The following is a 25164-nucleotide window of genomic DNA, read 5'->3' as shown; positions in this document are numbered from 1 at the left end:
ATGCATCTTTCCATGAAAATTATAACCTGGGCATTCCTGAGTGTTGCCCTTATGGCCTGCTCAGGAGGAACAGGTCAGGATGTGTCAAAGGCACCTGCAACCGACACAGATACCGCCGAAGCCATTCAGGAGCAGCCCGAAGCCTCCTCACCGCCATCCGATGAAGCTCCTGGAGCCGAAACGGATAAGCGGAAGAACGTACTGGATTACTATCGAAGCCTTGAGCCACCCTACAACAGCCCCTATGAGCTAACCCAAAAGGAGAATAAATGGATAGCAGAATCCACCCTTGAAATGGAAGTCGACGCGACAGTAGACCTAAAGAACGGCTTCATTGAAATCATTGACGAAGGCACCGGTGGCGGCACCTATCACGTACAGGTCGTCCTCTTTCGACTGGCCAACGGCAACCCCATGATCGCCGTGAGCAAAAAAGCCTATGATGGGTTTAGTGCTACTCAGGAATACCATTTCCTTCGCCCGGAGCATCCCGATCAGTACGATTGGACAGAGCACACGCTGGGCGCACTATCTGTTTTTGATTTCCTGGAACCGGACTATGCTGAGGATCCGAAAATACTGGAAGAAGCCTTGCCGGTGCTGCTGGATTTACCGCAGCAAGGCACTACACTCACAGCCTCCGTCTTCACCGGAAAGCGTTTTTACTACTGCGGGGATTCTGCCAGCCCGGAGGAGCAGGTTGCCTGCCCGGCCTTTGACCGCCTTCGCCGGGAGGAGATCAAGCTGCACTGGGACCGGGCGTCCGGGCAGTTTCTTTTTCCACCGGAAGAATAGTCCTACAGAAAAGTCTCCCGTATGTTACAGCTCGATGCCACGCCAACCTGATCGCTGTGCCGGGCAAGCCAGGCTTCTGCCTTCTCCCGGCCAATGGCTTTGAGCCGGAGGAGGAACTGCCAGTTGGCGTTGAGCTTGCTGGAGAGGTTCAGCCCCTGCACTTCGGCTTCCGGATTGATGTGGTGGATGAAGACTTTGTGGAAAGGCGCTCCGAGGTCTACACCAGATGACAATAGTTTGTCCACAAACGCGATGCGCCGCATCTCCAGCATCAGGCTGGAATTAAAGCTCAGCTCATTGATCCGGTCCCGGATTTCTGAGGAGGTCTGAGGCGTCCGGTCGATATTGATAGGATTGATCTGCACCAGCAGGATATCCTGACAGCCGGCATCAATGAGAGGGTAAATGGGGGGATTACCCATGAAACCGCCGTCCCAGTAGTCTTCGCCATCGATGGTAACGGCTTTGAAAACTTCCGGCAGACAGGCTGAAGCCATTACCGCATCCACCGAAATATGGGGCAGGTCGAATACCTTTGCCCGCCCCCGCCTTACATTTGTTGCACAGACAAACAACTGCGTGACCTTGCAATGCCGCAGGGCTTCAAAGTCGACAATATCTGCCAGGATATCCCGCAAAGGGTTGATGCCCATCGGATTGAACTGATAGGGCGAAACAAACATACTTGCGGCTTCTGCTGCCATAAAGCCCGGGGAGTAATCCATATTTCCACCACCAAAGAGCAAATCCCAGAGAGCAGGCTGTACCGGAGACAAAGCCGCTGATTCCGCTACCCGGCGCCAAAACTGGTCGAGCAGGGATTTCGCTTTATCCCGCCCGGAGATGTGAAGCCCGTAGGCTAATACGGCTGCATTCATGGCGCCCGCACTTGTACCCGAAAAGCCTTCAAGGTCTATGTTTTCCTCTTCCAGCAGCCGGTCCAGCACCCCCCAGGTAATGGCACCGTGCGAACCGCCACCCTGCAGGGCTAATGCTAACTTCTTCCCTTCCATATTGTGTCGTCTTTATCTTAGTTTCCTGATGTCCTGTTACCTTGCCGCCCAGCCTCCATCTACCGGAATAGCGGTACCGGTAACGGTGGCTGCGCCTTCACCCGCCAGAAAGAGAGCCAGCGCGCCCAGGGTTTCCACCTTTACAAAGTCTTTGACCGCATGAGCTTTAAGGAAGACCTTTTCCGTGACCTCTTCCTCGGTCATGCCATGGGATTTGGCCTGCTCCGGAATCTGTTTTTCAACCAGCGGGGTCTTTACATAGCCGGGGCAGATGGCGTTGGCGGTAATGCCGTGTTCTGCTCCCTCTAATGCCAGCACCTTGGTCAGGCCGACCATGCCATGCTTGGCTGCTACATAAGCTGTTTTGAAAGGAGATGCCTTAAGCCCGTGCACAGACGCGATATTGATAATCCGCCCGAAGCCCCGGCTTTGCATGCCTGGCCAGACGGCTTTGGTGGCATGAAAGGCCGCACTGAGGTTGACCCCAAGGATGAGGTCCCATTTGCTTTCCGGAAATTCCTCTATGGGGGCGACGTACTGCACACCGGCGTTATTCACCAGGACATCCACTCCGCCGAAGCGGGACTCCGCCTCTTCAACCATCTTCCTGATGGCTGCAGGGTCCATTAAATTGGTAGGGGAGAAGTAGGCTTCGATACCAAACTCCGATGCAACGCCTGCGGCAATTTCTGCGCCATTGTCTTCCAGCCCGTTAAATACGAGATTATACCCTGCCTCCGCGAAGGAGCGGGCAATACCGAGACCTATACCGCTGCTGCTGCCGGTAATCAATGCTGTTTTTGCCATGTCTACGCTTTTCCAGTTAAAAAAGCGTTAGGGCTGAGCAGGAATAAATCCTGATCGTTTGGTAAGTAATCCTGGGTTGCCTGCATCAACCGATATACAGTCTTGCAGGCAGCCCGAAGGTAGTGGATTTACTTCGATTTTTCTTTTTTAGTCGCCTTTTTAGTGGTTTTGGGTTTGACAGCGGCTTTGGCAGGGGCCTTCTTTTTAGCCGCCGTTTTTGTTGCTGTTGGTGCAATAGCTTTGTCCAGTTCCAGCACAATAATACCAAGGGGAGGCAGGGTCACTTCCGCAGAGTAAGGCCTGCCGTGATAGGTTTCCTGCGTTGTTTTGATGATTTTGGTATTGTGGTGGTCTCCTGATCCGCCGTAGGCTTTGGCGTCGCTGTTCAGGACTTCCTTCCAGTTGCCGTGCAGCGGCAAACCGATTTTATATCCCGGGCGGGCAACCGGTGTGAAATTGCAAATGACCGCTATAGGCTGATCTTTGTCTTCTCCGTAGCGGAGGTAGGAAATGGTGCTGTTTTGATTGTCGTTGTGATCAATCCACTGAAAGCCTTCGGGACTGAACTGTTTTTGGTGCAGGGCAGGGGCATTACGGTAGTAGCCGTTTAATGCTTTGATCCAGGTCTGCACTCCTTTATGGAAATCATGCTCCGTCAGCCACCACTCCAGCCCCCTCTCGATATTCCACTCGCTGGTTTGCCCAAACTCATCGCCCATGAATAGCAGCTGTGTGCCCGGGTGGGTAAACATATAGCCGTACAGCAGCCGTAGGTTGGCAAAGCGCTGCCATTCATCGCCCGGCATGCGGTCCATGATGGGGCCTTTGCCGTGTACGACCTCATCATGGGAAAGCGGCAGCATGAAGTTTTCGCTAAAGGCATAGACCAGGCTGAAAGTAATCTCCCCGTGGTGGTATTGCCGGTGTATAGGATCGTTTTTGAAATAGCTGAGGGTGTCGTGCATCCAGCCCATCATCCATTTCTGCCCAAACCCTAAGCCGCCTTCAAAGGTAGGCCGGGATACGCCCGTCCAGGCGGTTGATTCCTCCGCAATGGTAATCGTATCCGGAAATTCCTTATAGACAGTCTCATTGAATTCTCTCAGGAAAGCAATCGCTTCCAGGTTCTCATTGCCACCGTGGATGTTTGGAATCCATTCGCCTTCTTCCCGGGAGTAGTCAAGGTACAGCATGGAAGCCACCGCATCCACCCTTAGCCCGTCGATGTGGTAACGGTCCAGCCAGAACAGGGCATTGGAAATCAGGAAGGCCTTAACTTCGTGCCGGCCATAGTTGAAAATGGCACTCTTCCAGTCGGGGTGGAACCCCTTGCGTGGATCCGCATGATCATAGAGGTGCGTGCCGTCAAAATCTGCCAGTCCATGCGCATCGGTTGGGAAGTGGGAAGGTACCCAGTCCAGAATGATACCAATGCCGGCCTGATGGAAGGCGTCCACAAGGTGCATAAACTCCTGTGGTGTGCCGTACCGGCTTGTTGGGGCAAAGTAGCCCGTGATTTGATAGCCCCAGCTCGGGAAGTAGGGGTGCTCCATGACCGGCAGGAATTCCACATGGGTAAAGCCCATCTCCTTCACGTAGGCGACCATCTCATCGGCCATCTCCTTATAGCTAAGGCTGCGCAGCCCTCCGTGGGTCTTTTTCCAGGTACCCATGTGGACCTCGTACACGGAGTAAGGCTTGTCCAGCCCGGAGATGTCCTTGCGTTCGTCCATCCAGTTTTTATCCTGCCATGCATAGTCGCTGATGTCCCAAACTACAGAAGCAGTATTAGGCGGGATTTCCCAGAACAGCGCAAAGGGGTCTCCTTTTTCAAGATGGCGGCCGTCTTTGGCATGGACATGATACTTGTAAAGTTCTCCCTTGCCAATACCAGGAATAAACCCTTCCCAGATACCGGAACCATCCCATCGGGGCATAAGAGCGTGGCTCTCCCTGTTCCAGTAGTTAAAATTCCCGATCACGGAAACCGCCTGTGCATTGGGCGCCCATACAGCAAAATAGGTGCCGGCTTGCCCGTCCACTTCAAGGAGGTGGCTGCCCAGTTTTTCGTACAGCTTAAAATGGGTGCCGCTTCGGAACAAATGGATGTCAAATTCGGTAAAAAGGCTGTGGGTAAGGACGTTGGCCATGTGGGTCAGTGGTTTGTTGGTTGGCACCCAAAATAGGAATGTTTTTTTGAATCGGAAAATCCTATTCATCTAAAGCCGGAGCCAACGTCCTTACAGCCTGATTTTATACCTGTCTCAGGGCATTCAGCCGCCGCCAAAATACCATCAGTAAACCAGAACCTGTGGCAGCTACCCCAGTGGCAACTATTGCGGAAGCAGTATTGCCGTAAATCCAGAATCCAGTGGCAAAAAGCGCGGCATAAACAGTGAAGCAGGCAATGACCATAGCTGCAATTTCCATAGGCAGTTTGCCTGGCACAACATCGGCTTCCGTCAGCGCACCCTCAGCTTTGGCCTGATCGATGACCGGGCGCCAGCCACCGGGGGAGGGCTTGATGAGTTGGTAAAAAGATAACAACGTCTTATGGTCAGTAGGTGGCGTAAGGAAAGTAACGATTATCCAGCTTGCCGTTGTCACACCTACTCCAAGCAGTAGTTTGGTATGGCTGGCCAGCTCACCGGGGTGCAAAACTTCCAGATAAATGGCCATTAGGAAAGAGACGACCATCGCCGCAATTTCGCTGTATGCATTGATCCGCCACCAGAACCAGCGCAGAATGAAAATCAGACCGGTGCCTGCGCCAATTTGCAAGAGAATATTGAAGGCCTGAAGGGCATTTTCCAAAACCAGTGCAAAAAGCGCAGTAAGCACCATCAGCCCCACGGTAGACCAGCGCCCCAGGCGGACCAGTGTTTTTTCGGAGGCTTTCTCATTGATGAACCGGCGGTAAAAGTCGTGCACGATATAAGAGGCGCCCCAGTTGAGATGGGTGGATAAAGTCGACATAAACGCTGCAATCAGTGAGGCAATAACAAGCCCTAAAAGGCCACTGGGCAGGTAGGTCAGCATGGCTGGAAAAGCCAGGTCGTCTTTGACAACTTGCTCATTTATATTGGGGAACGCCTGACGAAGGGATTCCAGATCAGGAAAGACAATAATTGAAGCCAGTGCAATGAGAATCCAGGGCCAGGGGCGCAGGGCGTAGTGGGCAATATTGAACAACAGGGTAGCCCCTACGGCATTTTTCTCATCCTTGGCAGAAAGCATACGCTGCACGATATAGCCGCCCCCGCCTGGTTCTGCACCAGGGTACCAAACGCTCCACCACTGCACAGCAAGTGGAAGAATGAATAATGGGATAAGCTGGCTGCTGTCGTTGAAATCGGGCAGCAGGTGCAGCTTGGTGCGCACCTCCTCATGGCTGAAAAGCTTGTCCAGCCCGCCAACTTCAGGCAGGTTGACGATGACTATAGCCGCCCAGATGATGCCTACCATCGCCAGGATAAACTGGAAAAAGTCGGTCAGAATCACTCCGCGAAGTCCGCCCAGTGAGGTATAGACCACCGTCACAGCTGAAGCAATCAGCACGGTCTGAAGCGGGCTCAGCCCAAGCATGACGCCACCAATCTTAATAGCCGCCAGCGTCACCGTAGCCATGATCATAATATTGAAGAATACCCCCAGATAGATGGCTCGAAAACCTCGTAGGAAAGCAGCTGTTTTGCCGTGATAGCGCAGCTCGTAGAATTCAAGGTCGGTCATGATACCAGACCTTCGCCACAGCCGGGCATAGACGAAGACCGTGAGCATACCGGTAAGCAGAAACGCCCACCACACCCAGTTGCCGGCTACGCCGTTGTTGCGGACGATGTCCGTGACCAGGTTGGGGGTATCTGCCGAGAAAGTGGTAGCAACCATAGAGATACCGAGCAACCACCAGGGCATGCCCCTGCCCGAGAGAAAAAATTCCTTGTAATTCTTGCCCGACTGCCTTGAAACAATCAGGCCAATAGCTAGTGAAATCACAAAAAAGGCACCAATAATGCCCCAGTCAAGTCCTGCGAGATTCATAAGTCGTGTGCGTTGGTTTCGTTTTGAAAAATAGGGGCAGCCTGGTTTTATCCGGGCTGCCCCCTTTGGCTAATCTATTCTGATCTCATCGACAAAGAGCCAGGCTTCGTGGCCGGCGCCTTGCTTACCTGCTTCGATGTTGCCGTAGTTTTTGATCGCCACCCGAAGTTTTGAGGTACGTATGGACCCGAGGTCAATTTCGACTGTGGCAATTTTGCCGTCCGGGGTTTTTACGGTACTGTTACCTGCCGCTTTCCAGGTTTGGGCCGATTCGTCCCAGGTACTGATTTCTATGCTTTTGGGCACATAGATCCATTGGCCGGGGCTATGGAAAAATCGAAGGCTGACTTTGTTGGCAACCTGCAGTTTTTCCCACTCGATGGTGCCGACGAAGTCTTCTCCTTCAAAGCCCAGCCATTCTGAATCGCCATATCTTTCGTCGCTGCCATTCACGCCATTGAGGGCCACTTGTGGTTGACCGCCGTTGTATTTGGGGTGTGGCTTGCTCTCCAGCGTAAGCTTCTGGCCAGCTGCGAGGTGCCCTTCAAACTGAAGGGTTGCGGGGCGGCCTGTCTTAACGCCCTTCACGTAGCCCTGTACGGTATACATTCCGGATTCCGGTTCAAAGGGCTCCGTGTAGGGGAAGTCGGCATTGCCAGTTGCTGGCGCTTTGGTAACCGCAAACCGGCCTTCTTCCGCCGCATTGCTTACCGATATTCTGAGGGGGGCTCCCTGGCCGCCTACCACCTTCAGGTCTACATCGTAAATGTGGTTGGCAGCGTTGATGCCTTCTTTTTCCATCCATTTGAGATGGTGGCTGAGGCGCTTTACGAAGTTGCTGTAGCCTGGCTTTTTCTTACCCGTCCAGACCACTTCAGACAGTGCCTGCATCCTGGGGTAGGCCATGTACTGCAGTTTGGAAGGCGTGGGGATGTACTCTGTCCAGACATTGCCCTGCGCACCAAGTATGTGCTTAGCCTCCTCCTCGCTCAGTTCTTCCGGTACCGGATAGTAGTTGTATACTTTATCCAGGGGCAAATATCCGCCGATGGCCAGGGGCTCATCCGGATGGTTAGACTGATAGTAGTCGAAATAGCAATAGGTAGTAGGCGTCATCACCACGTCATGCCCCTGCTTAGCAGCTTCGATTCCGCCAGCTTCGCCCCTCCAGCTCATGACAGTGGCATTAGGGGCCAGGCCACCTTCCAGAATCTCGTCCCAGCCGATGATCTGCCGGCCCTTGCTGTTGAGGAAGCGTTCAATCCGTTGGATGAACCAGGACTGCAATTCGTGTTCGTCCTTCAAGCCTTCCTCCCCGATGATTTGCTGGCAAAGCTCGCTCTGTTCCCACTGTGTCTTAGGGCACTCATCGCCGCCAATATGGATGTATTCGCTTGGGAAAAGGGCCATGACTTCTGTCAGGACATTTTCGAGAAAGGTGAACGTCTCTTCGGAGGGGCAGTACACATCTTCAAAAATCCCCCATTTGGTAGCGACTTCCACCGGTTTGCCCGTACATCCCAGTTCGGGGTAGGCCGCAATGGCAGCCTGAGCGTGTCCGGGCAGTTCAATTTCCGGAATCACGGTGATAAAGCGTTCCTGAGCATAGCGGACAATTTCTTTGACTTCTTCCTGTGTGTAGAACCCGCCGTATCGCTTTCCATCAAACTGATGGGGCTGATCGCTGTAGTGCCCTTTCAGCGTTTCCTTGCGGTAAGCAGCCACTTCCTGCAATTTGGGGTACTGCTTGATTTCAATACGCCAGCCCTGGTCCTCGGTCAGGTGCCAGTGGAAGCGGTTCATCTTGTAACGGGCCAGCATGTCGATGTAAGACTTGACTGACTCAACGGGGAACATATGCCTGCCAACATCGAGGTGCATGCCCCGGTAGCTAAATGCTGGTTTGTCCTGTATAAATGCCATGGGCAGTTTCAGCAGGCGTGTTCTCATGATTTCCCAGGGCTCGCTGAGTTGTATGAGGCTTTGAATACCGTAAAAGACCCCTGCAGCATCAGAGGCTGAAATATTGACGCCATTCTTATTGACTAACAGGCGGTAAGCCTCCTGTTGTTCCAGGGAGTCAACAATCCGTATTCTGATTTTTGCTGCCTTCTGCCCGCTGGGTGTAGGGTCCAGGCGCTGCCCGGTAAGCCACCGCTCCAGATGTTGCACAGCTGTAGCAAGAGCTTTGTCTTCTTTGTCAAATTCGATCGTAACGTCATTGCCGATGATCGCAGCCTGGTTTTTAGTCACCTTTATGGTTTGCGGTTGTGGAATGACCGTGGGCTCCACAAGCTGCTCCGGGGGGATGTTTTTGATCCGTTCCCGCATTGCTTTTTCTTTTTCTCTTCTTTTATCTTCCTGAGTGGTTTTATCCTTGTTCTTCTGGTCCTGCGCAGAAGCCGGCAATGCTATAGCCAGCATGAGGGCAAGGAGGGGGATAAAAATGGGAATAGTACGTTGCATGAAATGTTATTTTGTTTCGTGCTGCCAATTTACAAAAGAAGGAAGGCGCAGGGCCTTCCTCTCTGAAAAATAGTGTATGAAACTTAAATTCTTAATAGTGGCTTAGGCCTTTGCTTTCGCTTTTTTTCGCTTTGAATCCGGCTCAGGGGCTTCCCTGGCCGCTTTTACAGGCTTTTCGCCAGTCTGCCAGTCAAACTTCCAGCGGCTAAAGGCTTCCATGGCTTCATACTCTGCCAGGCCCAAAGCGCGGTACTGATTGGCCAGGTGCTTGTTCCGGTCTTCGGCACGCTGCCAAAACTCCCGGGAGTCATTGCCGGGGAATGGCGGGCGGTCTTTTTGGGACTGATGCATGAAGATGGCATCCCGCTTCTTAAGAAGTTCCACCGGGCTGATAGGCACGGCCATTTCGATTTCATGTACCGGCCATTCATGCCATGCGCCGCGGTAGAGCCATAGCCATGCGTCCTGTGCCCAGTCTTTTTGCTTGATCCGGTCATAAGCCTGGAAGATGGCCTCCAGGCAGGTGGCATGGGTACCGTGTGGGTCTGCCAGGTCACCTGCAGCATACACCTGATGGGGCTTAATCTTTTCCATCAGGTCTACGATAATCTGAATATCCTGTTCGCCCAGAGGCTTTTTGCGAGTACGGCCAGTTTCATAAAACGGCATATCCAGGAAGTGGATTTGCTCATCGCCCAATCCGCAGAGACGGGCTCCCGCCCTTGCTTCCCCTCGTCTGACCAGCCCTTTGACGAGGCGGGTTTCCTGTGCGGCTATGCTGTTGGTATCTTTAGTAATCACCTGCTTCAGCATCTGGCGTACCCGGGCGTCAAGTTCCTTATAGTCGCCTTTCTCGGCGTCCATCAGCTCAATGCAGAATTCCAGAAAGTGGCGGGCATGGTGATCGTGCACAGCAATATTTCCGGATGTCTGGTAGGCTACATGCACTTCATGCCCCTGCTCAACAAGCCGCTGAAAAGTACCGCCCATTGAAATGACATCGTCATCCGGGTGTGGGCTGAATATAATGACCCGCTTTTTGGAAGGGGTTTTGCGTTCAGGGCGGGTGGTATCATCAGCATCCGGTTTTCCGCCCGGCCAGCCAGAGATAGTATGCTGCAGGCGGTTGAAAATCCGTATGTTGATATTGTAAGCCGAAGCGTGTTCTATCGTAAGGTCGCTTAGGCCATTCTCAGCGTAGTCTTCTGTAGTGAGTTTGAGAATAGGCTTTTGCACTTTTCTCGACAGCCAGGTTACAGCTTTGCAAATGAGGTCCTCATCCCAGTTGCAAATACCAATGAGCCAGGGCGCCTCGAAGCGGGTCAGCAGCTCCGCTGCACCGTAGTCCAGATGAACGCTGACATCTTTGTGCTTTTGCAGGAAAGTGGAAGGGATATTGGGTGTAATTTCCTCCTCGACAGCTTTTTGGAGAATCGCGGCTTTGTGCTGCCCCCAGCCCAGCAGGAAGATCTTGCGGGCTTCCATAATGGTCTGAATTCCCATAGTGATGGCCCGGTAGGGAATATCTTCCTCCCGGTCGAAGTCTTTGGCAGCATCCCGGCGGGTCAGGGCATCAAGGCGTACCATGCGGGTAACAGAGGTCTCCCAGGAGCCCGGCTCATTGAACCCGATATGCCCCGTCCGTCCTATACCCAGAAGTTGGATATCAATGCCTCCGTAGTATTTTATTTTACGCTCGTACTCTTCGCAATAGGATTCCACATCGTCCATTTCAAGGGTGCCATCCGGAATGTGGATGTTTTTCTTTTGGATGTCAATGTGGTCGAACAGATGTTCATTCATGAAGCGCACGTAGCTCTGCCGGGCATTGGGCTGCATAGGATAGTACTCATCAAGGTTGAAAGTGATGACATTTCTGAAGCTCAGGTCTTCTTCCTTGTGCATGCGCACCAACTCCCGGTATACCTGGATAGGAGAGGAGCCGGTTGCGAGCCCGAGCACAATGTGCTTGTTCTCCTGTTGGCGCTGCCGTATGGCGAGGGCAATCGACTTAGCTACATGAACGGAGCCATCTGTAGCTTTGGGCCAAACCGTAGTCCGCATCTTTTCTACAGATCGCAGCTGGTATTTCAGAAAATTCCTCATAAGTGAACTTGAGTTTTCGGTTTTGATTTCTTCTATTCTGTTTGTCTGTTTAGGTGACCGGGGCGCCAAGATAGACTTGTGCTGCTGCTCCCAGTGTGCCTGCGGTATCTGCGCCTAAACGGGAAACTTCTACTTTCACCTTGCCCCGGAAGGCTGGCAATAGCTGTGCATTCATATGGTGCGCCACCCGCTCAGCGAGCATTGGACCGGCATTGGAAAGCCCTCCTGATAAAAAGATGCCTTCGGGGTCGGTCTGCAAAACTATAGCCGCCAGAGCATGGCCCAGTCGCCGGGATAAATCCTCGAGAGCCATTTGTGCCAGGGGATCACCTTCCTTTGCTGCCAGGGAAATAGTCTTGGCGGTCAGTGCCGATTGGGGCAGCTCCCGAAGGGCACTGGGGATGATTTCCTGGCCCATTAGAGCCTGGCAGGTCCTGCGCAGGCCCGTTGCGGAGACGTAGGTCTCCAGGCAGCCGTGGCGCCCGCAGGAGCACTTCCGGCCATCTGGCACTGCTATGGTATGGCCCAGTTCGCTGGCCAGCCCGTGCCCGCCTTCCACTATTTTTCCGTTGATATAAAAAGCACTGCCCAGCCCAGTGCCCAGTGCCACCAGGACGAAGTTCTCCATTTGCCGGGCACCGCCCCACATTTTTTCGCCCAATGCAGCTGCGGTAGAGTCCTTTACCAATACTGTGTGCGCACACAGTTTTTGGGACAAAAAATCCCTTATTGGGAAGGGCGTAGAAAAAGGAAGGTTGACCGCATAGCTGATATAGCCGGAGACGGGATCGCAACCGGGAGCACCTACACCAATACCTTCAAGGGGATAAGGCGCGTACTGCAGCAATTTTTGCATAGCCTCTACCAAAGCAGTTGGGTAGTCTGTTTGCCCGTTACTTTGCGTGGGAAATACAGCACGCTGTAAGATGACGCCCGAGCGGTCCACCAAGCTTAGCTTGGTGCTCGTTCCTCCTATATCTACGCCTAGCGCAAGAGTGCTCAAGATGCTATTGGATTAACTGCCCAAACATGAAGGGCAATACTTGAAAAATTATGCTTACGTCTACAAAAGTATAATTTTTTCTAGTTTTAAGCGAGTAATTTGAAATATTTTAACGCTGTGTTCGGACACATATCCAATTTTATACGTATTATAGCCCCTGCGCCTGCTCACCCGGCTGTTGTAATTGCAGAGATTGCAGTTACACGTTTTAATAGGCTACAACCTAATAGGACTAATGGGAAATCGAATTCGAATAAAGGACATTGCTAAAAAAGCAAAAGTCTCCACGGGCACTGTTGACCGGGTCATTCACAACAGAGGGAACGTTTCGCCGGAGAAACGGGCAAGAGTGAAAGCCGTGATGGAAGAGTTGGGCTATGAGCCCAATATCATTGCCCGTACCCTTGCCACCCGCAAAATTATGCGTATCGCGCTGCTAATGCCGGACCCCAGCATTGACCCTTACTGGGAGTTGCCCAATGTTGGGGTGAACAAAGCCTGGCATTCGGTAAAGCACTATGGAGTGGAGCTTGAGCATTTTTATTTCAACCTTTTTGACCAGGCTGACTTTGCCCAAAAAGCCAAAGTCGCGCTCAAAACCATGCCCGAAGCTCTTGTCTTTCCTCCGGTATTCCTCAAGGCCGCCAACGAATTGCTCGAGGCTTGTGCCCGGCTTGGAATTACGGTGTCTCTGTTCAATACGGAGCTCTCGGGTGAGAATGTGCTGACTTACGTTGGACAGAATTCCTACCAAAGCGGGGTGCTGGCAGGCAAACTGCTGAGCTTCAGCATGGGGCCGACCGGACGGGTAGCTGTGGTCAACCTCTCTAAGGAACCTGCTAATGCAAAGCATCTTTCTGACAAGGCTCAGGGATTAGAAGATTACTTTCAGGCGCAGGGCATGGGCGACCGTAACCGGGTGGAAAAGGTGGTTTTTGAGGCTTTTGAAAACAAAAAAGCCCTGCGGGCTTTCCTGCTTGAACTCTTAAGAGAACAGCCTGAGCTAAAGGGCTTTTTTGTCACAAACTCCCGGGCGTATAAAATTCTGGACGCATTGGGGCAGGAGGCACTTCAGGATATCCGGATCGTAGGCTTCGATCTGCTACCGGAAAATATCGCTTACCTGAAAAAAGGCGCCATACAGTTCCTGATCAACCAAAACCCGGTGGAGCAGGGCTATCTCAGCCTGACGAGCGTCGTACAGAAACTCATTTTCGATAAGGAAGTGGATGCCATTCAGCACCTGCCCCTGGATATCGTAGTGGCCGAGAACGCCAGGTATTATCTGGAGCGGGAGGATAAGTACGCACTCGTGGTCTGATCAGGCTTTAATAGTGATCAGGATGGCAGTGGTTTCGGGTGGTGCTTCCCAGACGAGCCGTTGCAGGCGGGCCGGCAACAGCACAACTTGACCAAAGAGCAGCTGGTAACGGTCGCCATCACCGTAAGTAAGCCATGCTGTAGTGCCTTCCACCACGCATATTGCCCGCACTTGGTTGGCAGCTGCCAGTTCCAGTCTTTCACCCCCCGACAACTGTTGCAGTTCCAGGAAGTGGTCTTCATAGGGAGCACTTTCTATTGAAACAGGCTGAGACAGGGCAGGAGCCAAGGGGTAGAGGTGGCCGGCCATATCTTTCTCGGGCGCGCTCAGGTGCGGCCTTTTACCCGTCTTTTTGCTGATCAGGTGCTGCCTGAAAAAAGGAGAAGCGATCCCGATATTAAGTAGCTGGCAACCAGTACCTGTGCTATGCACCACACCCGCTGCAATACAGGCAACCGAACCTTTTTCGAGAGGGAAGGCTTGGAGTGATTTTGCCCACTCCTTGGCGTCTATATATTGTTTTTGGTCGGCAATCGCTTCCGTGGCTATGGCTCCAGCCAAAAGTGTGGCATTTTTGCGCGCCTTTACCACATAGTAGTAGTCTTGGTGCCGGGCAGTTTTGCCAAAATACCGGGCCATGGCCGAAGGGTCAGGATAGTAATTGATATCAGGGAGTTGCTGCTGAAGGTGGTCGAAAAACTGAATGTAAAAGGGCAGCCGGTCTCCATAGATTTGGCGGATGCCGGCCCCGAGGAATTCTTTGGACTTGTAGAACAAGAGATTAACAACGGGAGCTTCGATCAGCTGGTCACATATTTTAAAAAGCAGATTGTCCTCTTCTACCCGCAGGTGGAAATTGACGCCCAGCTCACCCGGTTGTTGTCGTGGGCTGGTTTCATCCCATAGCTCCGGGTCGAAAAAAGGAGAAGGATAAACCGGGCGCTCAAGGGCCAGCTCAAACCCTCTTCTGATGGCATCTCCTGCCACCATTTTCGGTCGTTGCCAGTTGTTGGTCTCCAGTATGTAGTCGCAGGCAGGTAAAAGTTGCTGCTTGATGTGGTCGCCCAGGGGCCAGTCAATGAAATAGCTCCAGGCATATTGCAAATCGTAGCCCAGCTCCCGGTTATCTACGCCGATATTGGTGATGTCTTTTCGCCTGAGCCGCTGAATCAGTTCGTAACGGCTGACATCCGAGTATACGAGTACATCGGGCCGGGCAACCAGGTGGGCCCCCACACCGTGGACAAGGATGATGCCGCTTTCAATCTCAGCAATGGTTTCCTGAATGGAGGTCAGTTTTTGGGGATCGAAGTAAGACGCAACCGTTGTGGGCAGGTTTGCATCTGCTCTTGGTGTTTTGGCAAAGCCCGTACCTATGCGCTGCCGGATTTCATTTTCCTCCAGGAAAAGGTCCTCTGCCCGGCACACCACATTGGGCGAAAGCGTTGACTTCAGGAAGCCCATATCTATACTGGCGTAGGTGCCGGGGTAGCACTCTACAGCCAATATGGTTTTAGCCTTGTCCAACTGCTGAAGATGCTGCTTCAGTGCCTTGCCAATGGCAGGCCAGCTGCCCCAGCAGGCGCCTTCCGATTCCGGTACTTCTATGTAGGGCGATTGTAGCATTCGTGGTTCGTTTATTCCTCGTCTTCCTTTGGCAGCATGTGGTCAAGTTTCCCGTCTTCCCGGATCCGCAGTTTCAGGTCGCCCAACTCGTAAATGGCCAAAAAGAAGTCGGCTCCGGCGACAACCTGAATGGGCTCGCCTTCCAGCCCGAGCTGAGCCGGGTCATCGGTGAAAGTGCCGTTGGCTTCCTTCCAGGCATGCTGTTTATAGTACAGCTGCCGCAGCTGCCAGCGGATGGCTTCCAGATTGGGCTGCCCGTTAAATCGTGCCCGCTTGCCTGCAGGTGTAGAGGAAAACTGTACCAGCCCCCAGGTTTCCGGTTGATGCATGGCAATAGCGCCCTGTGGGGACCACACCCAGTTGTGCTCGGGGTAGGGCTGTCCGGTGGCCGGGTCTTTTTCCTTTACATATTGGCCATCTTTCGCTTCGGTGCGCCATTGCACTCTTGAAAAGTTAACCCGCCAGATTTCCTGATCGTTGGGGGGCCCAGGGTGTGGAGCCAGCTCTTCAAGGACCGACCATGGGAAGGCCAGTTCCACCGTCCAGCCTTCATCTTCATCATCCGGGTTGTTAAGGGTGCCGTTCAGGTGTACGCCGGATTGCAGCCCTTTGATATCCCAGGCATCAACAGGCTGCCCGCCATCGCGGTAGGGGCGGGTGAGAATGAGGTCCCACAGCGTACCCAGAGCGTTGATTTCCAGCTCATAATAGTGATGAGTGTCCCCATCCGGATCAATGAACACTTCAAAGTCGTTCTCATGAAAAATGACCATGTCTCTTTGGTCGTAAGTCGCCCAGAGGTGGGGCTCCTCCAGCTCTACGGCAATGTAGAAATACTGGGAGTCCCAAAGCATTTTTGCCTTCGTATCGTAGTAGGGCAGGGGCCTGATGGTGCCTTCTATGTCCATGAACTTATCCGTGGATTCGGCTTGCTTCCAGGCTTTCTCATCCAGTTTGCCATCAATGGTAAGCGGGCTTTCCACGTATTGGCAAACGTACTGCCGGGGGCTGAATTGGTAGAGTTCGTGCTGTTGTGCCAGCAGACTGGCAGGCAGGATTAATGCGGCTATCCAAAAGTAAATGTGCTTTATCATTATTGTTTCTTTTTAGGTTTGGTCGTAAGGTCAAGTTGGAGCGTACCGCCTTCCACCAGCTTCTGGTGGCTCAGGAACAGCCGTTCGAGCGGTTGCCCTTCAAAGCGGGCTTTTTTGATGTAGATAGCGCTCTGCTCTTTGCGGGGCGCCTGTATTACCAGTTCCCGGCCCGGGTAGTAATCCGGGTGTAATTGCAGGCGGACTTCCTCCATAGCGGGGGTGAAGACCGCGTAGTCCATATCGGCAGGACAGACCGGATAGAGCCCCATCATGCTAAACACGAGCCAGGTGGAGAGGGTGCCGGTATCGTCGTTGCCGGGAATGCCGCCGGGTGTATTGGTGTAATGCTTGTCAATGATGTCCAATACTTGCTTTTGGGTACGCCATTCGGCACCAGGCACATAGTTGTAAAGGAATGGGTAGGTAATATCCGGTTCGTTGGCCACATCGTACTGATCATCGGCAAAGCAGGCCGTCAGGGCTTTAACAAAGGCATCTCTTCCGCCGAGGGTGTCAATCAGGAAAGGGATGTCATGGGGTACATAAAAGCGGTACTGCCAGGCGGTGCCCTCTACAAAGCCTGTCACTGGCTCGAAGTTTTTACCTTCTTCGGGGTCAAAGTTTTCGTAGAAGCGCCCATCTGCATATTTGGGACGCAGCATGCCGGTTTCGGGGTCGAAATAGTGCAGGTACCCTTTTGCCCGGCTTTCCAGCAGGTTGGCATCGGCCGTTTTGCCCAGAGCTTTAGCCAGTTGGGCGAGTGTCCAGTCTGAAAGATAATATTCGAGAGCGGTAGACACACTGCCACCGTACAGATCTTCTCCGTCCATAGGCACATACCCCAGCCGGGCGTAGGCATCAAAGTCCGGGCGCAGCGGGTTCTCTGCTTCCGGAGTGGTGGCGGCTTTCCAGGCAGCGGCATAGGCTTTCTCAACATTAAACCCTCGGATGCCCCGCAGATAGGTGTCGGCAATCACGGGGGTGGCGGGGTCGCCTACCATTACATTGGTTTCCATGCTCAGGAGCTCCCATTTAGGCAGCCACCCGCTTTCTTCGTACATGTCCACCATCGTCTGTACCATCTCTTCCTGCAGGTCAGGGTAGAGGAGGCTGAGCAGAGGATGGACATTCCGGTAGGTATCCCAGAGAGAAAAAACAGTGTACCTGTTTCGCCCGTCTTCCATTTTGCCCACGCCGGGCTGCTCCATGAGGGGGTATTCCCCGTTCACGTCCTGCAGGATATTAGGGTGGATAAGGCTATGATAAAGAGCGGTGTAGAACAAAGTTTTCTGCTCATCTGTGCCTTTCACCTGCGCTCTGCCCAGGAGTTCATCCCAGCGGTCCCTGCTGGCTTTTCGGACGCCCTCAAAGTCAAAGCCAGGTTGTTCGGCTTCCAGATTGGCCCGGGCATTCTCAATGCTGACGTAGGAAATGCCTAGCCTGACCTCAATGGATTCGCCTGCCTGCGTTTCGAAGGAGAAGTAGGCGCCAACATCATCGCCGGCCATTTCCTGTGTAAAGCCTTCATAGGGTTTCCAGGTGTTGTTGTACTTGGTCCACGCGCCTTCGGGGCCTTTGTATTCAGGCATTTTCTTCCAGGTACCAAAAGATTGTGAAGGCCGGCTGAGCTGTGCCACGAAATAGACCGGGCGCACGTCTTCCGGGTTATAGCAGAAGGTGCCAATCATGCGGTAGCCTTCCACTTCCTGAGGGGAGTTGACTTTGACCATGCCGCCGTTTTCGTTAGTCAGCCCGAGGCCGAGGTTGAGCAGGATGTGCGATTCTCCCGCAGGGAAGGTATAGCGGCTGATGCCGGTACGTAGTGTGCTGCTTACTTCAGCCTTGATGTCATATTCATTAAGGTAGCAACTGTAGTAGCCTGGAGAGGCTTCCTCGTCCTGATAAGTGCTGCCGTATGCTGCCGGGTCGAAACGGCGCTCGCCGGTGGTGGGCATCAGGAGCAAAACACCCAGTTCCGGGCAGCCCACCCCACTAAGGTTGGCGTGGCTGAAACCGGTGAGGAAGCCATTTTCCTGAATGTAGGACCGGGAGTTCCAGCCTGCGTCCTTTTCGATAGGGTTTTCGGCCCCTTCGCGGAAGGCTACATTGAAGGGAGTGACGGAAGCCAGTGCATGCGGGTACTGTGCACCGGGGTGAGTGGCACCAAAGTTAGAGGTGCCAATAAACGGATTGACCCAGTCTGACGGGGATTGCGCAGTCGTGCTTATGGCCCCGGGAAGAAGAGCGATGAAGCAAATGTATTTCAGGAGGTACCGTTTCGTATACATGAAGCAGGTGGTTTTTAGTAGATTATAGTATTTGCAAGTCCTGCCCATTCATGCCCTCCAGGGCGGAATCTTCGGGCAACAGATCAGTGATCAGTATTGAAAACCCATTAAGTTTGGCTACTTTAAAAGGCTGTATCTGGCCCAGGTGCTCAGAGGGGCAGCATACTGCGGTGTGGGCAGAGGAGGCGATCATGGCTCGTTTGACGGTTGCGATGTCCCGGTTGTTGCTCGTTAGGCCTATTGTTTCGTGCAGGCTTGAGGCATTGATGAGGCAAAGGTGAGCGTGCAATTCTTCAATAGCCCGTACGACTTCCACACCTGCGGTGAGCCGGTTGCGCCCCGTGATTTTGCCGCCCAGGAGGTAGGTGCTGATGTTGGGAAGCGTTGCCAGGCGTTCGGCAGCAGCGATGGAGTTAGTGAAAATCGTGAGTTCCAGTTCTGCCGGGATTTGGTCGATGAGGGAAAGGGTAACCGGCCCTCCGTCCATGAGCAGCACCATGCCATCACGAAGCAGGGTGGTTGCTTTCTGAGCAATAAGCGTTGCTTCCGGGCTGGGGGTACCATTTTGACGATGGACAGCCTCCGGCGTTTTAGGATTGGCCAGTGCACCGCCGTGCACCTTTTTTATAAAGCCGCCTTCTGCCAGTTCACGGAGATCACGCCGTACAGTATCTTCTGAGACCCCCAGGTGTTCACTCAGCTCCGTTGACTTGATTTTATTCCGCAGATTAATGATTTCCAGAATCATGCTCTGCCGTTCTTCCTTTAGCATAGTTTCTGTGGTTGCGGCAGGTTTTGTTTGGTTGGTGGGGCTGCCGGTTAGCACGGACTAAAGTACGTAAAAACTTGCGGGTTTTTTCTTGTTTGTGCATTTTTGAGTTAAAATCGGCAAAAAATATGCGCTTTATTGCTGGTTTTTACTTTTTTTAGTAATTTCATAGCCCAAATATCTCAAACTACGCAGTGGGCCTAATGAAAGCTGTAGCTGGCTATCAGACCGATTGCACTACTACTTAAGAACGACATGCCTCACACAAACTATCAACATCAAACAACCTCTGCATCAAGGCTGGTGCGCACCCCTCTGTTTCAGAACTGGGCTTTTCGAAAAGCAGGTGATATGGAGTGGCTGCCTGCACAAGTGCCAGGGAATAACTTTTCTGACCTCCTGCGGCAGGAGCGTATCCCGGACCCCTTTTATCGTACTAATGAAAATGAATTGCAATGGATAGAGAAAGAGGACTGGGAGTACCAAACCACTTTCGAGATAGAGGAGGGCAGGCTTGAACTGGGCCGGCATATGATGGTCTTTTATGGATTGGACACTTATGCAGATGTTTTCCTGAACGGGCAGCTCATCCTGAAAGCACAAAATATGTTCCTTGGTTACGAGGCAGAGGTTGGCACTATACTTCAAATCGGTACCAATGAGTTGCATATCCGCTTTCGTTCGCCTATTCGGGAGGTGCAGGCAAAGGCAGAGGCAGTTGGTTTTACCTACCCGGCGGGCAATGACCACGCCGAGGAAAAGCTAAGCGTATTTACCCGCAAGGCACCTTATCATTATGGATGGGACTGGGGCCCAAGGTTTGTGACTTCCGGCGTTTGGCGCCCGGTGGAGCTGATTAGTTTTGATACGGCCCGAATGAAGACGGCCAATCTGGTCACCCAATCCCTTACCGAAACAGGAGGTGTGGCACGTGCAGAGGTAACGGTAGTCACTTCGATAGCCGGCGCATATACTGTAGCGCTGAATATCGGTCAGGGTCGCTGGGTTTTTGAGCATACCGTTCAGCTGCAGCCCGGTGAGCATACGATTGCTTTTGACGTGGCCTTGCAGGGCGCAGACTATTGGTGGCCCCGCAGTTGGGGAGAGCCGGTGCTTTACGATTTGAACTGGCAGTTGAAGCATGCTGCTGAGACCATCGATCAAAAGCCGGGCCGGTTTGGTTTGTGCACTATACAGCTCATACGAGAGGCCGACGAGGAGGGCCGCAGCTTCCATTTTGAGGTCAACGGGCAGCCTCTATTCGCCAAAGGAGCCAACTATATCCCGCAGGACAGTTTTCTGGACCGGCCCACGGAAGCTCATTACCGGCAGGTATTTGAGGACATGGCGGCTGCCAACATGAATATGGTGCGCATTTGGGGCGGCGGCATTTATGAATCTGACCTCTTTTACGACCTGGCCGATGAGTACGGCATTATGGTGTGGCAGGATTTTATGTTTGCCTGCACCATGTACCCGGGCGATCCTGATTTTCTGGACAATATCAGAGCCGAAGCCATTTACAATATCCACCGTTTGAAAGGGCACCCGAGCCTGGCACTATGGTGTGGCAATAACGAAATCGCCGTGGGCTGGCAGCACTGGGGCTGGCAAAAAGAATATGGCTACAACGAATCGGACTGCCAGCTTATGGCTGATGATTACGAGCGGCTGTTTGAAGCAGTCCTGCCTGAACTTGTAGAGGGGAACGATCCGACACGCGATTACCTGCCTTCTTCACCGGTATACGATTATTCTGACCACGATAATTACGATAAAGGCGATGTCCACTATTGGGGTGTTTGGCACGAAGAAGCGCCATTTTCCACCTACAAATGGGCGGTGCCCCGCTTCATGAGCGAGTATGGGTTTCAGTCCTTCCCACTGCTGGATTCGGTCCGGCGTTATGCAGAGCCTGAAGACTGGTCGATTGAGTCGCCGGTCATGCAGCTCCACCAAAAGCATCCCCGGGGCAACGGCATTATACGTAAGTACCTGCTGCAGCACTACCGGGAGCCTAAAGACTTTGAAACCTTCCTCTACCTTAGCCAACTACTGCAGGCGGAGGGAATACGTATTGCTATCGAAGCCCACCGCAAAGCCAAGCCCTTCTGTATGGGCACGCTCTACTGGCAGCTCAATGACTGCTGGCCGGTGGCGTCCTGGGCAGGCATCGACTACTACGGGCAATGGAAAGCCCTGCATTATGCGGTCCGGCAGGCGTTCAGCCCCTTACTGGCGGTATTGGAAACAGATGAAGAGGAATGGTCGGTCACGGTGGTTTCCGATGAGCCTCAGGATAAACGCCTGCGCCTGAGCATCGGGCTCTACCGCCTGACTGGCGAACGCCTGTGGCTGGAGGAGAAAAGCCTGAATGTGCCGGCTAACGGTAAAGCGCTGGTCGGGCTGGAAGAGTTGAAAACAGCAGCAGCAGACTACGATGCCGCTGATTTGTGGATAAGGATACAGCTATCTGATACAGAAGCGGTCGTCTACGACCACACGGCCTATCTGGTGCCTGCCCGCGATTTGCACCTGCCTGCGCCTAAGGTTAAAGTCAGTACAGAGGCCAATGGGGCGCAACTCAGCGTTACCTTACAATCCAGTGTGTTGGTGATGGGGCTGTACATCAGCCTGGAAGGCCTGCCGGGCAATTTCTCCGACAACTTCTTTGATCTCTGCCCTGGTGAGCCTAAAACAGTGGAACTCACCTTGCCCGAACCACCGGAGCATGGCTGGCCGCCGGTCCGCCTGCTGTCCGTCTATGATTCCTATACCGAATAATGCAATACTCAACGATGCAGAAAAATCTAATCCTTCTCTTGCTGATGGTTATGATGGCTGCCTGCAGTGGCAGCTCAAATGAGCAAGCTGCACCATCCGGTGAAAAGTACCTGCCTTTTGTGGACCCCATGATTGGCACGGGCGGCACCGGGCACACCTTTCCCGGAGCGACGACGCCCTTTGGGATGGTGCAGCTGAGCCCTTCCAATGAGTATAAGTCCTGGGACTATTGCTCCGGCTATCACTACAACGATACCATCGTTAAAGGCTTTGCACATACGCACATTAGCGGGCCTGGCTTGTCCGGTCTGGGGGATATCCTGGTGATGCCTGCCCGGGAGGCGCATACGAGCTCAGGGGAGGACGGAAAGGCCGATTCAGGCTACCGTGCCCGGTTTTCCCACGATAACGAATCGGCCTCAGCCGGGTATTATAAACTGCTGCTGCACGAGGAAGAGGTACTGGTGGAACTTACAGCAGGTACGCGCATGGGCTATCACCGCTATACCTTCAATGGGGAAGGGGAGGATTACCTGCTCTTCGATCCCAATCATCAAATCAACGAAAACATACAGGACACCTACCTGGAGCTGATTTCCGATACCGAGCTGGTTGGCTATAAAGATTGTGATGGCTGGTCGGCAGGAGACCGGACGCAGTACTTCTATGCAAAATTTTCCCAACCGGTGGCTGGCTTTAACCTGGTACGCAAAGGGGAGCCGGTAGAAGGTAATAAAGGCAGTGGGAAAGGTCTGCTTGGGCAAGTCCGCTTCGATCTGGCACCCGGGGAAAGCGTGGAAGTCCACCTGGCGCTGTCCTCCATTTCCATAGAGGGCGCCAAAGCTAATTTTGAAGCCGAAGCGGTGGACGGATTCGATCTGGCCCACGAAAATGCCCGCCGGGAATGGGCGAAGGTCCTGAGCAAAATCGAAATTGAGGGCGCGACCGACCGTCAGATGAAGTTGTTTTACACCGGGCTCTACCACGCCTTTATCTCTCCCAACCTCATCTCTGATGCGGACGGGCGGTACTACGTTGAGGGAAAGGTGCGCCAAAGTGATATCCCGCAGTACAGTAATTTCTCCACCTGGGATACTTACCGCGGCTTACACCCCCTCTTTACCATCATTGAAACGGAAAAGACAGCCGGGTTTGTAAACAGCCTGTCCTCGCGGGTAGCCGTGGATGATGTAGGCCTGCCAAGCTGGGAGTGCCTGGGCTACGACAACCGCTGCATGATCGGTTACAGCGCCGTTTCACCCGTAGCGGATGCCGTGCTGAAGGACATCCCAGGAGTGGATGTGGAAGCTGCTTACGAAGCCATCCGCTATGCTGCTTTTGACCGCACCAAGCACAGTCAGGTGAGCGACCTCAACGGCATGGACGAATACCTCAAATACGGATATGTGACCGCAGAGACCGGCGTATCGGTTTCTAAAACCACAGAACAGAATTATTGCGATTGGGCGATAGCCCGGGTAGCCGAGAAGCTGGGCAAAACGAAAGACCAAACTTTATTTGACCGCCGTGCGATCGGCTACCGCAATTTTTTCGACCCGCAAACGGGCTATTTTATGCCCATCACGGCTACCGGAGAGCACCTGCTGCTGGATACAACGAAGTGGAATTCCCTCAAAGGGCATTACATCTCGGGCAATATCTGGGCGTATTCGGCTTACTCCCCCCACGATATGAAAGGCGTGATGCAGCTCCACGGCGGACGGGAGGCTTATGCGCAGTGGCTACAGGGGGTTTTTCAAAATGAATCGCCCCTTGAAGGGCATCAGCATGTGGATATTTCCGGATTTATCGGGAAGTACGGGCACGGGGATGAGCCCGGGCACCATATGCCTTACCTGTTCAACTACGTGGGCAAGCCCTGGCTGGCACAGCGCTACATCAATGAAGTACTGACCACTATGTACCACCCCAATCCGCAGGAAGGCTTCATCAACAACGAAGACCTGGGGCAGATGTCGGCCTGGTATATGCTCAGCGCGCTGGGAATGTATCAGGTGGCACCGGGCGATGGGGTTTTCCAGCTGACCGCGCCTCTTCATCCCAAAGCGGTCATCCATCTTGAAAGCGGCGATGACTTTACCATTCTGGCCAACAACGTTTCGACGGAAAATATTTATGTGCAGTCCGTCACCCTCAACGGGCAGCCCTATGAAAAGAACTACATCGATTACAAAACGATCATGCAGGGGGGCGAGCTGGTCTTCGAACTCGGCCCCGAGCCCAATAAGCAATGGGGCAGTGACCCGGCAGCGACCTTCCCCGGCGACTTTGAGGACACCGCTATGGCGGAAATTCCGGTGGTGGGCACACCTGCGCCCTATGATGTGGCGCCCGGTGCCTTTTTCCGGACCGAGCGTACCATTGAGCTGGCTTCCAAAAACAAGGACGCTAAGATCTACTACACCCTGGATGGGAGCGAACCAGACGACAGCAGCACGCCTTACAACGGCCCATTCACCATTCGGGAAAACACCACGGTAAAGGCCATCGCCTACGAGGAAGGGCTCAATCCAAGTGCCTTCTTTGAAAAGCCCTATTACCAGAGCATTTTGGCAGGATTGCCGGCCGGCTATCCCAAATACAGCGTAGCGCAGCACGACTTTCCCTACGGAAAGGAGGGCGCAGAGCTGATTTTTGATCAGGAAATTGGTTCCGAGAGCTACAACGACAACCGCTGGACCGGCATCAAAGACAACATCTTTCTGGATATTGACTTCGGGGAGCCTACTAATGTTAAGGAACTGGAAGTGGGCGCCCTCAAGGATACCCAATCTTACATTTTTCCACCGGATAAAATCGAAGTGCTGGCCGGGAATCAGCCCGGCGCCCTGCAGCCCATCGGCAGCCTGGATCTGCCGCCTCAGGAAGAGCATGAGCTTAAGGTTTACCGCTACAAGCTGGACCTCGAACCCGGGCAATACCGATACGTGAAAGTCAAAGTGTACAACTACGGTGCTCCTCCGGAATGGCACGGAGCACGGGGCAATGAATTGTGGACTTTCCTGGACGAAGTTATTCTCAACTAAACGA

15 protein-coding genes are annotated in these 25164 nt (G+C 53.2%); 4 read left to right on the top strand and 11 right to left on the bottom strand.

Annotation, left to right across the window (positions count from 1 at the left end; all coding sequences use genetic code 11):
• Positions 1-12 precede the first annotated feature (12 nt).
• Complete coding sequence (locus ACO08I_RS05855; protein WP_282775457.1) at positions 13-795, top strand: hypothetical protein; 783 nt, start codon at positions 13-15, stop codon at positions 793-795.
• 2 nt (positions 796-797) lie between these two features.
• Here the strand turns inward: ACO08I_RS05855 and ACO08I_RS05850 are convergent, their stop codons facing one another.
• From ACO08I_RS05850 to ACO08I_RS05820, 7 genes are all read right to left on the bottom strand, one after another.
• Positions 798-1808: a patatin-like phospholipase family protein gene (locus ACO08I_RS05850; RefSeq protein WP_282775458.1), complete on the bottom strand. Its 1011-nt coding sequence runs from the start codon at positions 1806-1808 to the stop codon at positions 798-800.
• A gap of 36 nt (positions 1809-1844) precedes the next feature.
• Positions 1845-2615, bottom strand: coding sequence for a 3-hydroxybutyrate dehydrogenase (locus ACO08I_RS05845; protein ID WP_282775459.1), 771 nt, complete (start codon positions 2613-2615; stop codon positions 1845-1847).
• 128 nt (positions 2616-2743) lie between these two features.
• Positions 2744-4765, bottom strand: a complete 2022-nt coding sequence (gene glgB, locus ACO08I_RS05840; RefSeq protein WP_421948787.1) for a 1,4-alpha-glucan branching protein GlgB — start codon at positions 4763-4765, stop codon at positions 2744-2746.
• Between the two features lie 103 nt (positions 4766-4868).
• Positions 4869-6656: a sodium:solute symporter family protein gene (locus ACO08I_RS05835; RefSeq protein WP_282775461.1), complete on the bottom strand. Its 1788-nt coding sequence runs from the start codon at positions 6654-6656 to the stop codon at positions 4869-4871.
• A 69-nt stretch (positions 6657-6725) separates the two neighbouring features.
• Positions 6726-9122: a beta-N-acetylhexosaminidase gene (locus ACO08I_RS05830; protein WP_282775462.1), complete on the bottom strand. Its 2397-nt coding sequence runs from the start codon at positions 9120-9122 to the stop codon at positions 6726-6728.
• Between the two features lie 102 nt (positions 9123-9224).
• Positions 9225-11228 (bottom strand): glucosamine-6-phosphate deaminase, encoded by a 2004-nt coding sequence (nagB, locus tag ACO08I_RS05825; protein WP_421948786.1) that lies wholly within the window; start codon positions 11226-11228, stop codon positions 9225-9227.
• Positions 11229-11277: 49 nt separating this feature from the next.
• A complete protein-coding gene (locus ACO08I_RS05820) occupies positions 11278-12231 on the bottom strand; it encodes an ROK family protein (RefSeq protein WP_282775464.1) in 954 nt (317 codons plus the stop codon).
• A 235-nt stretch (positions 12232-12466) separates the two neighbouring features.
• Here ACO08I_RS05820 and ACO08I_RS05815 point away from each other — a divergent pair, with 235 nt between their 5' ends.
• Entirely contained in the window at positions 12467-13552 is a 1086-nt protein-coding gene (locus ACO08I_RS05815; RefSeq protein ID WP_044228590.1) for a LacI family DNA-binding transcriptional regulator, read from the top strand.
• Here ACO08I_RS05815 and ACO08I_RS05810 read toward each other — a convergent pair whose 3' ends face one another.
• From ACO08I_RS05810 to ACO08I_RS05795, 4 genes are read right to left on the bottom strand one after another with little or no spacing between them, the layout of a single operon-like run.
• A complete protein-coding gene (locus ACO08I_RS05810; RefSeq protein ID WP_421948785.1) occupies positions 13553-15178 on the bottom strand; it encodes a hypothetical protein in 1626 nt (541 codons plus the stop codon).
• Positions 15179-15189: 11 nt separating this feature from the next.
• The gene (locus tag ACO08I_RS05805) at positions 15190-16272 is read right to left on the bottom strand and encodes a carbohydrate-binding family 9-like protein (RefSeq protein ID WP_282775466.1); all 1083 of its coding nucleotides are present in this window, start codon (positions 16270-16272) and stop codon (positions 15190-15192) included.
• Entirely contained in the window at positions 16272-18560 is a 2289-nt protein-coding gene (locus ACO08I_RS05800; protein WP_421948784.1) for a GH92 family glycosyl hydrolase, read from the bottom strand. The genes ACO08I_RS05805 and ACO08I_RS05800 overlap by 1 nt, the downstream gene beginning before the upstream one ends.
• 22 nt (positions 18561-18582) lie before the next feature.
• A complete protein-coding gene (locus ACO08I_RS05795; RefSeq protein WP_421948783.1) occupies positions 18583-19332 on the bottom strand; it encodes a DeoR/GlpR family DNA-binding transcription regulator in 750 nt (249 codons plus the stop codon).
• 252 nt (positions 19333-19584) lie between these two features.
• Between ACO08I_RS05795 and ACO08I_RS05790 the strand changes: the two genes are divergently transcribed.
• Positions 19585-22113: a beta-mannosidase gene (locus tag ACO08I_RS05790; protein WP_421948782.1), complete on the top strand. Its 2529-nt coding sequence runs from the start codon at positions 19585-19587 to the stop codon at positions 22111-22113.
• A 14-nt stretch (positions 22114-22127) separates the two neighbouring features.
• Positions 22128-25160, top strand: coding sequence for a GH92 family glycosyl hydrolase (locus ACO08I_RS05785; RefSeq protein ID WP_421948781.1), 3033 nt, complete (start codon positions 22128-22130; stop codon positions 25158-25160).
• Positions 25161-25164 lie beyond the last annotated feature (4 nt).

This window comes from Phaeodactylibacter xiamenensis (genome assembly GCF_965229835.1).
Lineage (GTDB): Bacteria > Bacteroidota > Bacteroidia > Chitinophagales > Saprospiraceae > Phaeodactylibacter > Phaeodactylibacter xiamenensis.
This window is presented reverse-complemented; position numbering and strand designations above follow the sequence as displayed.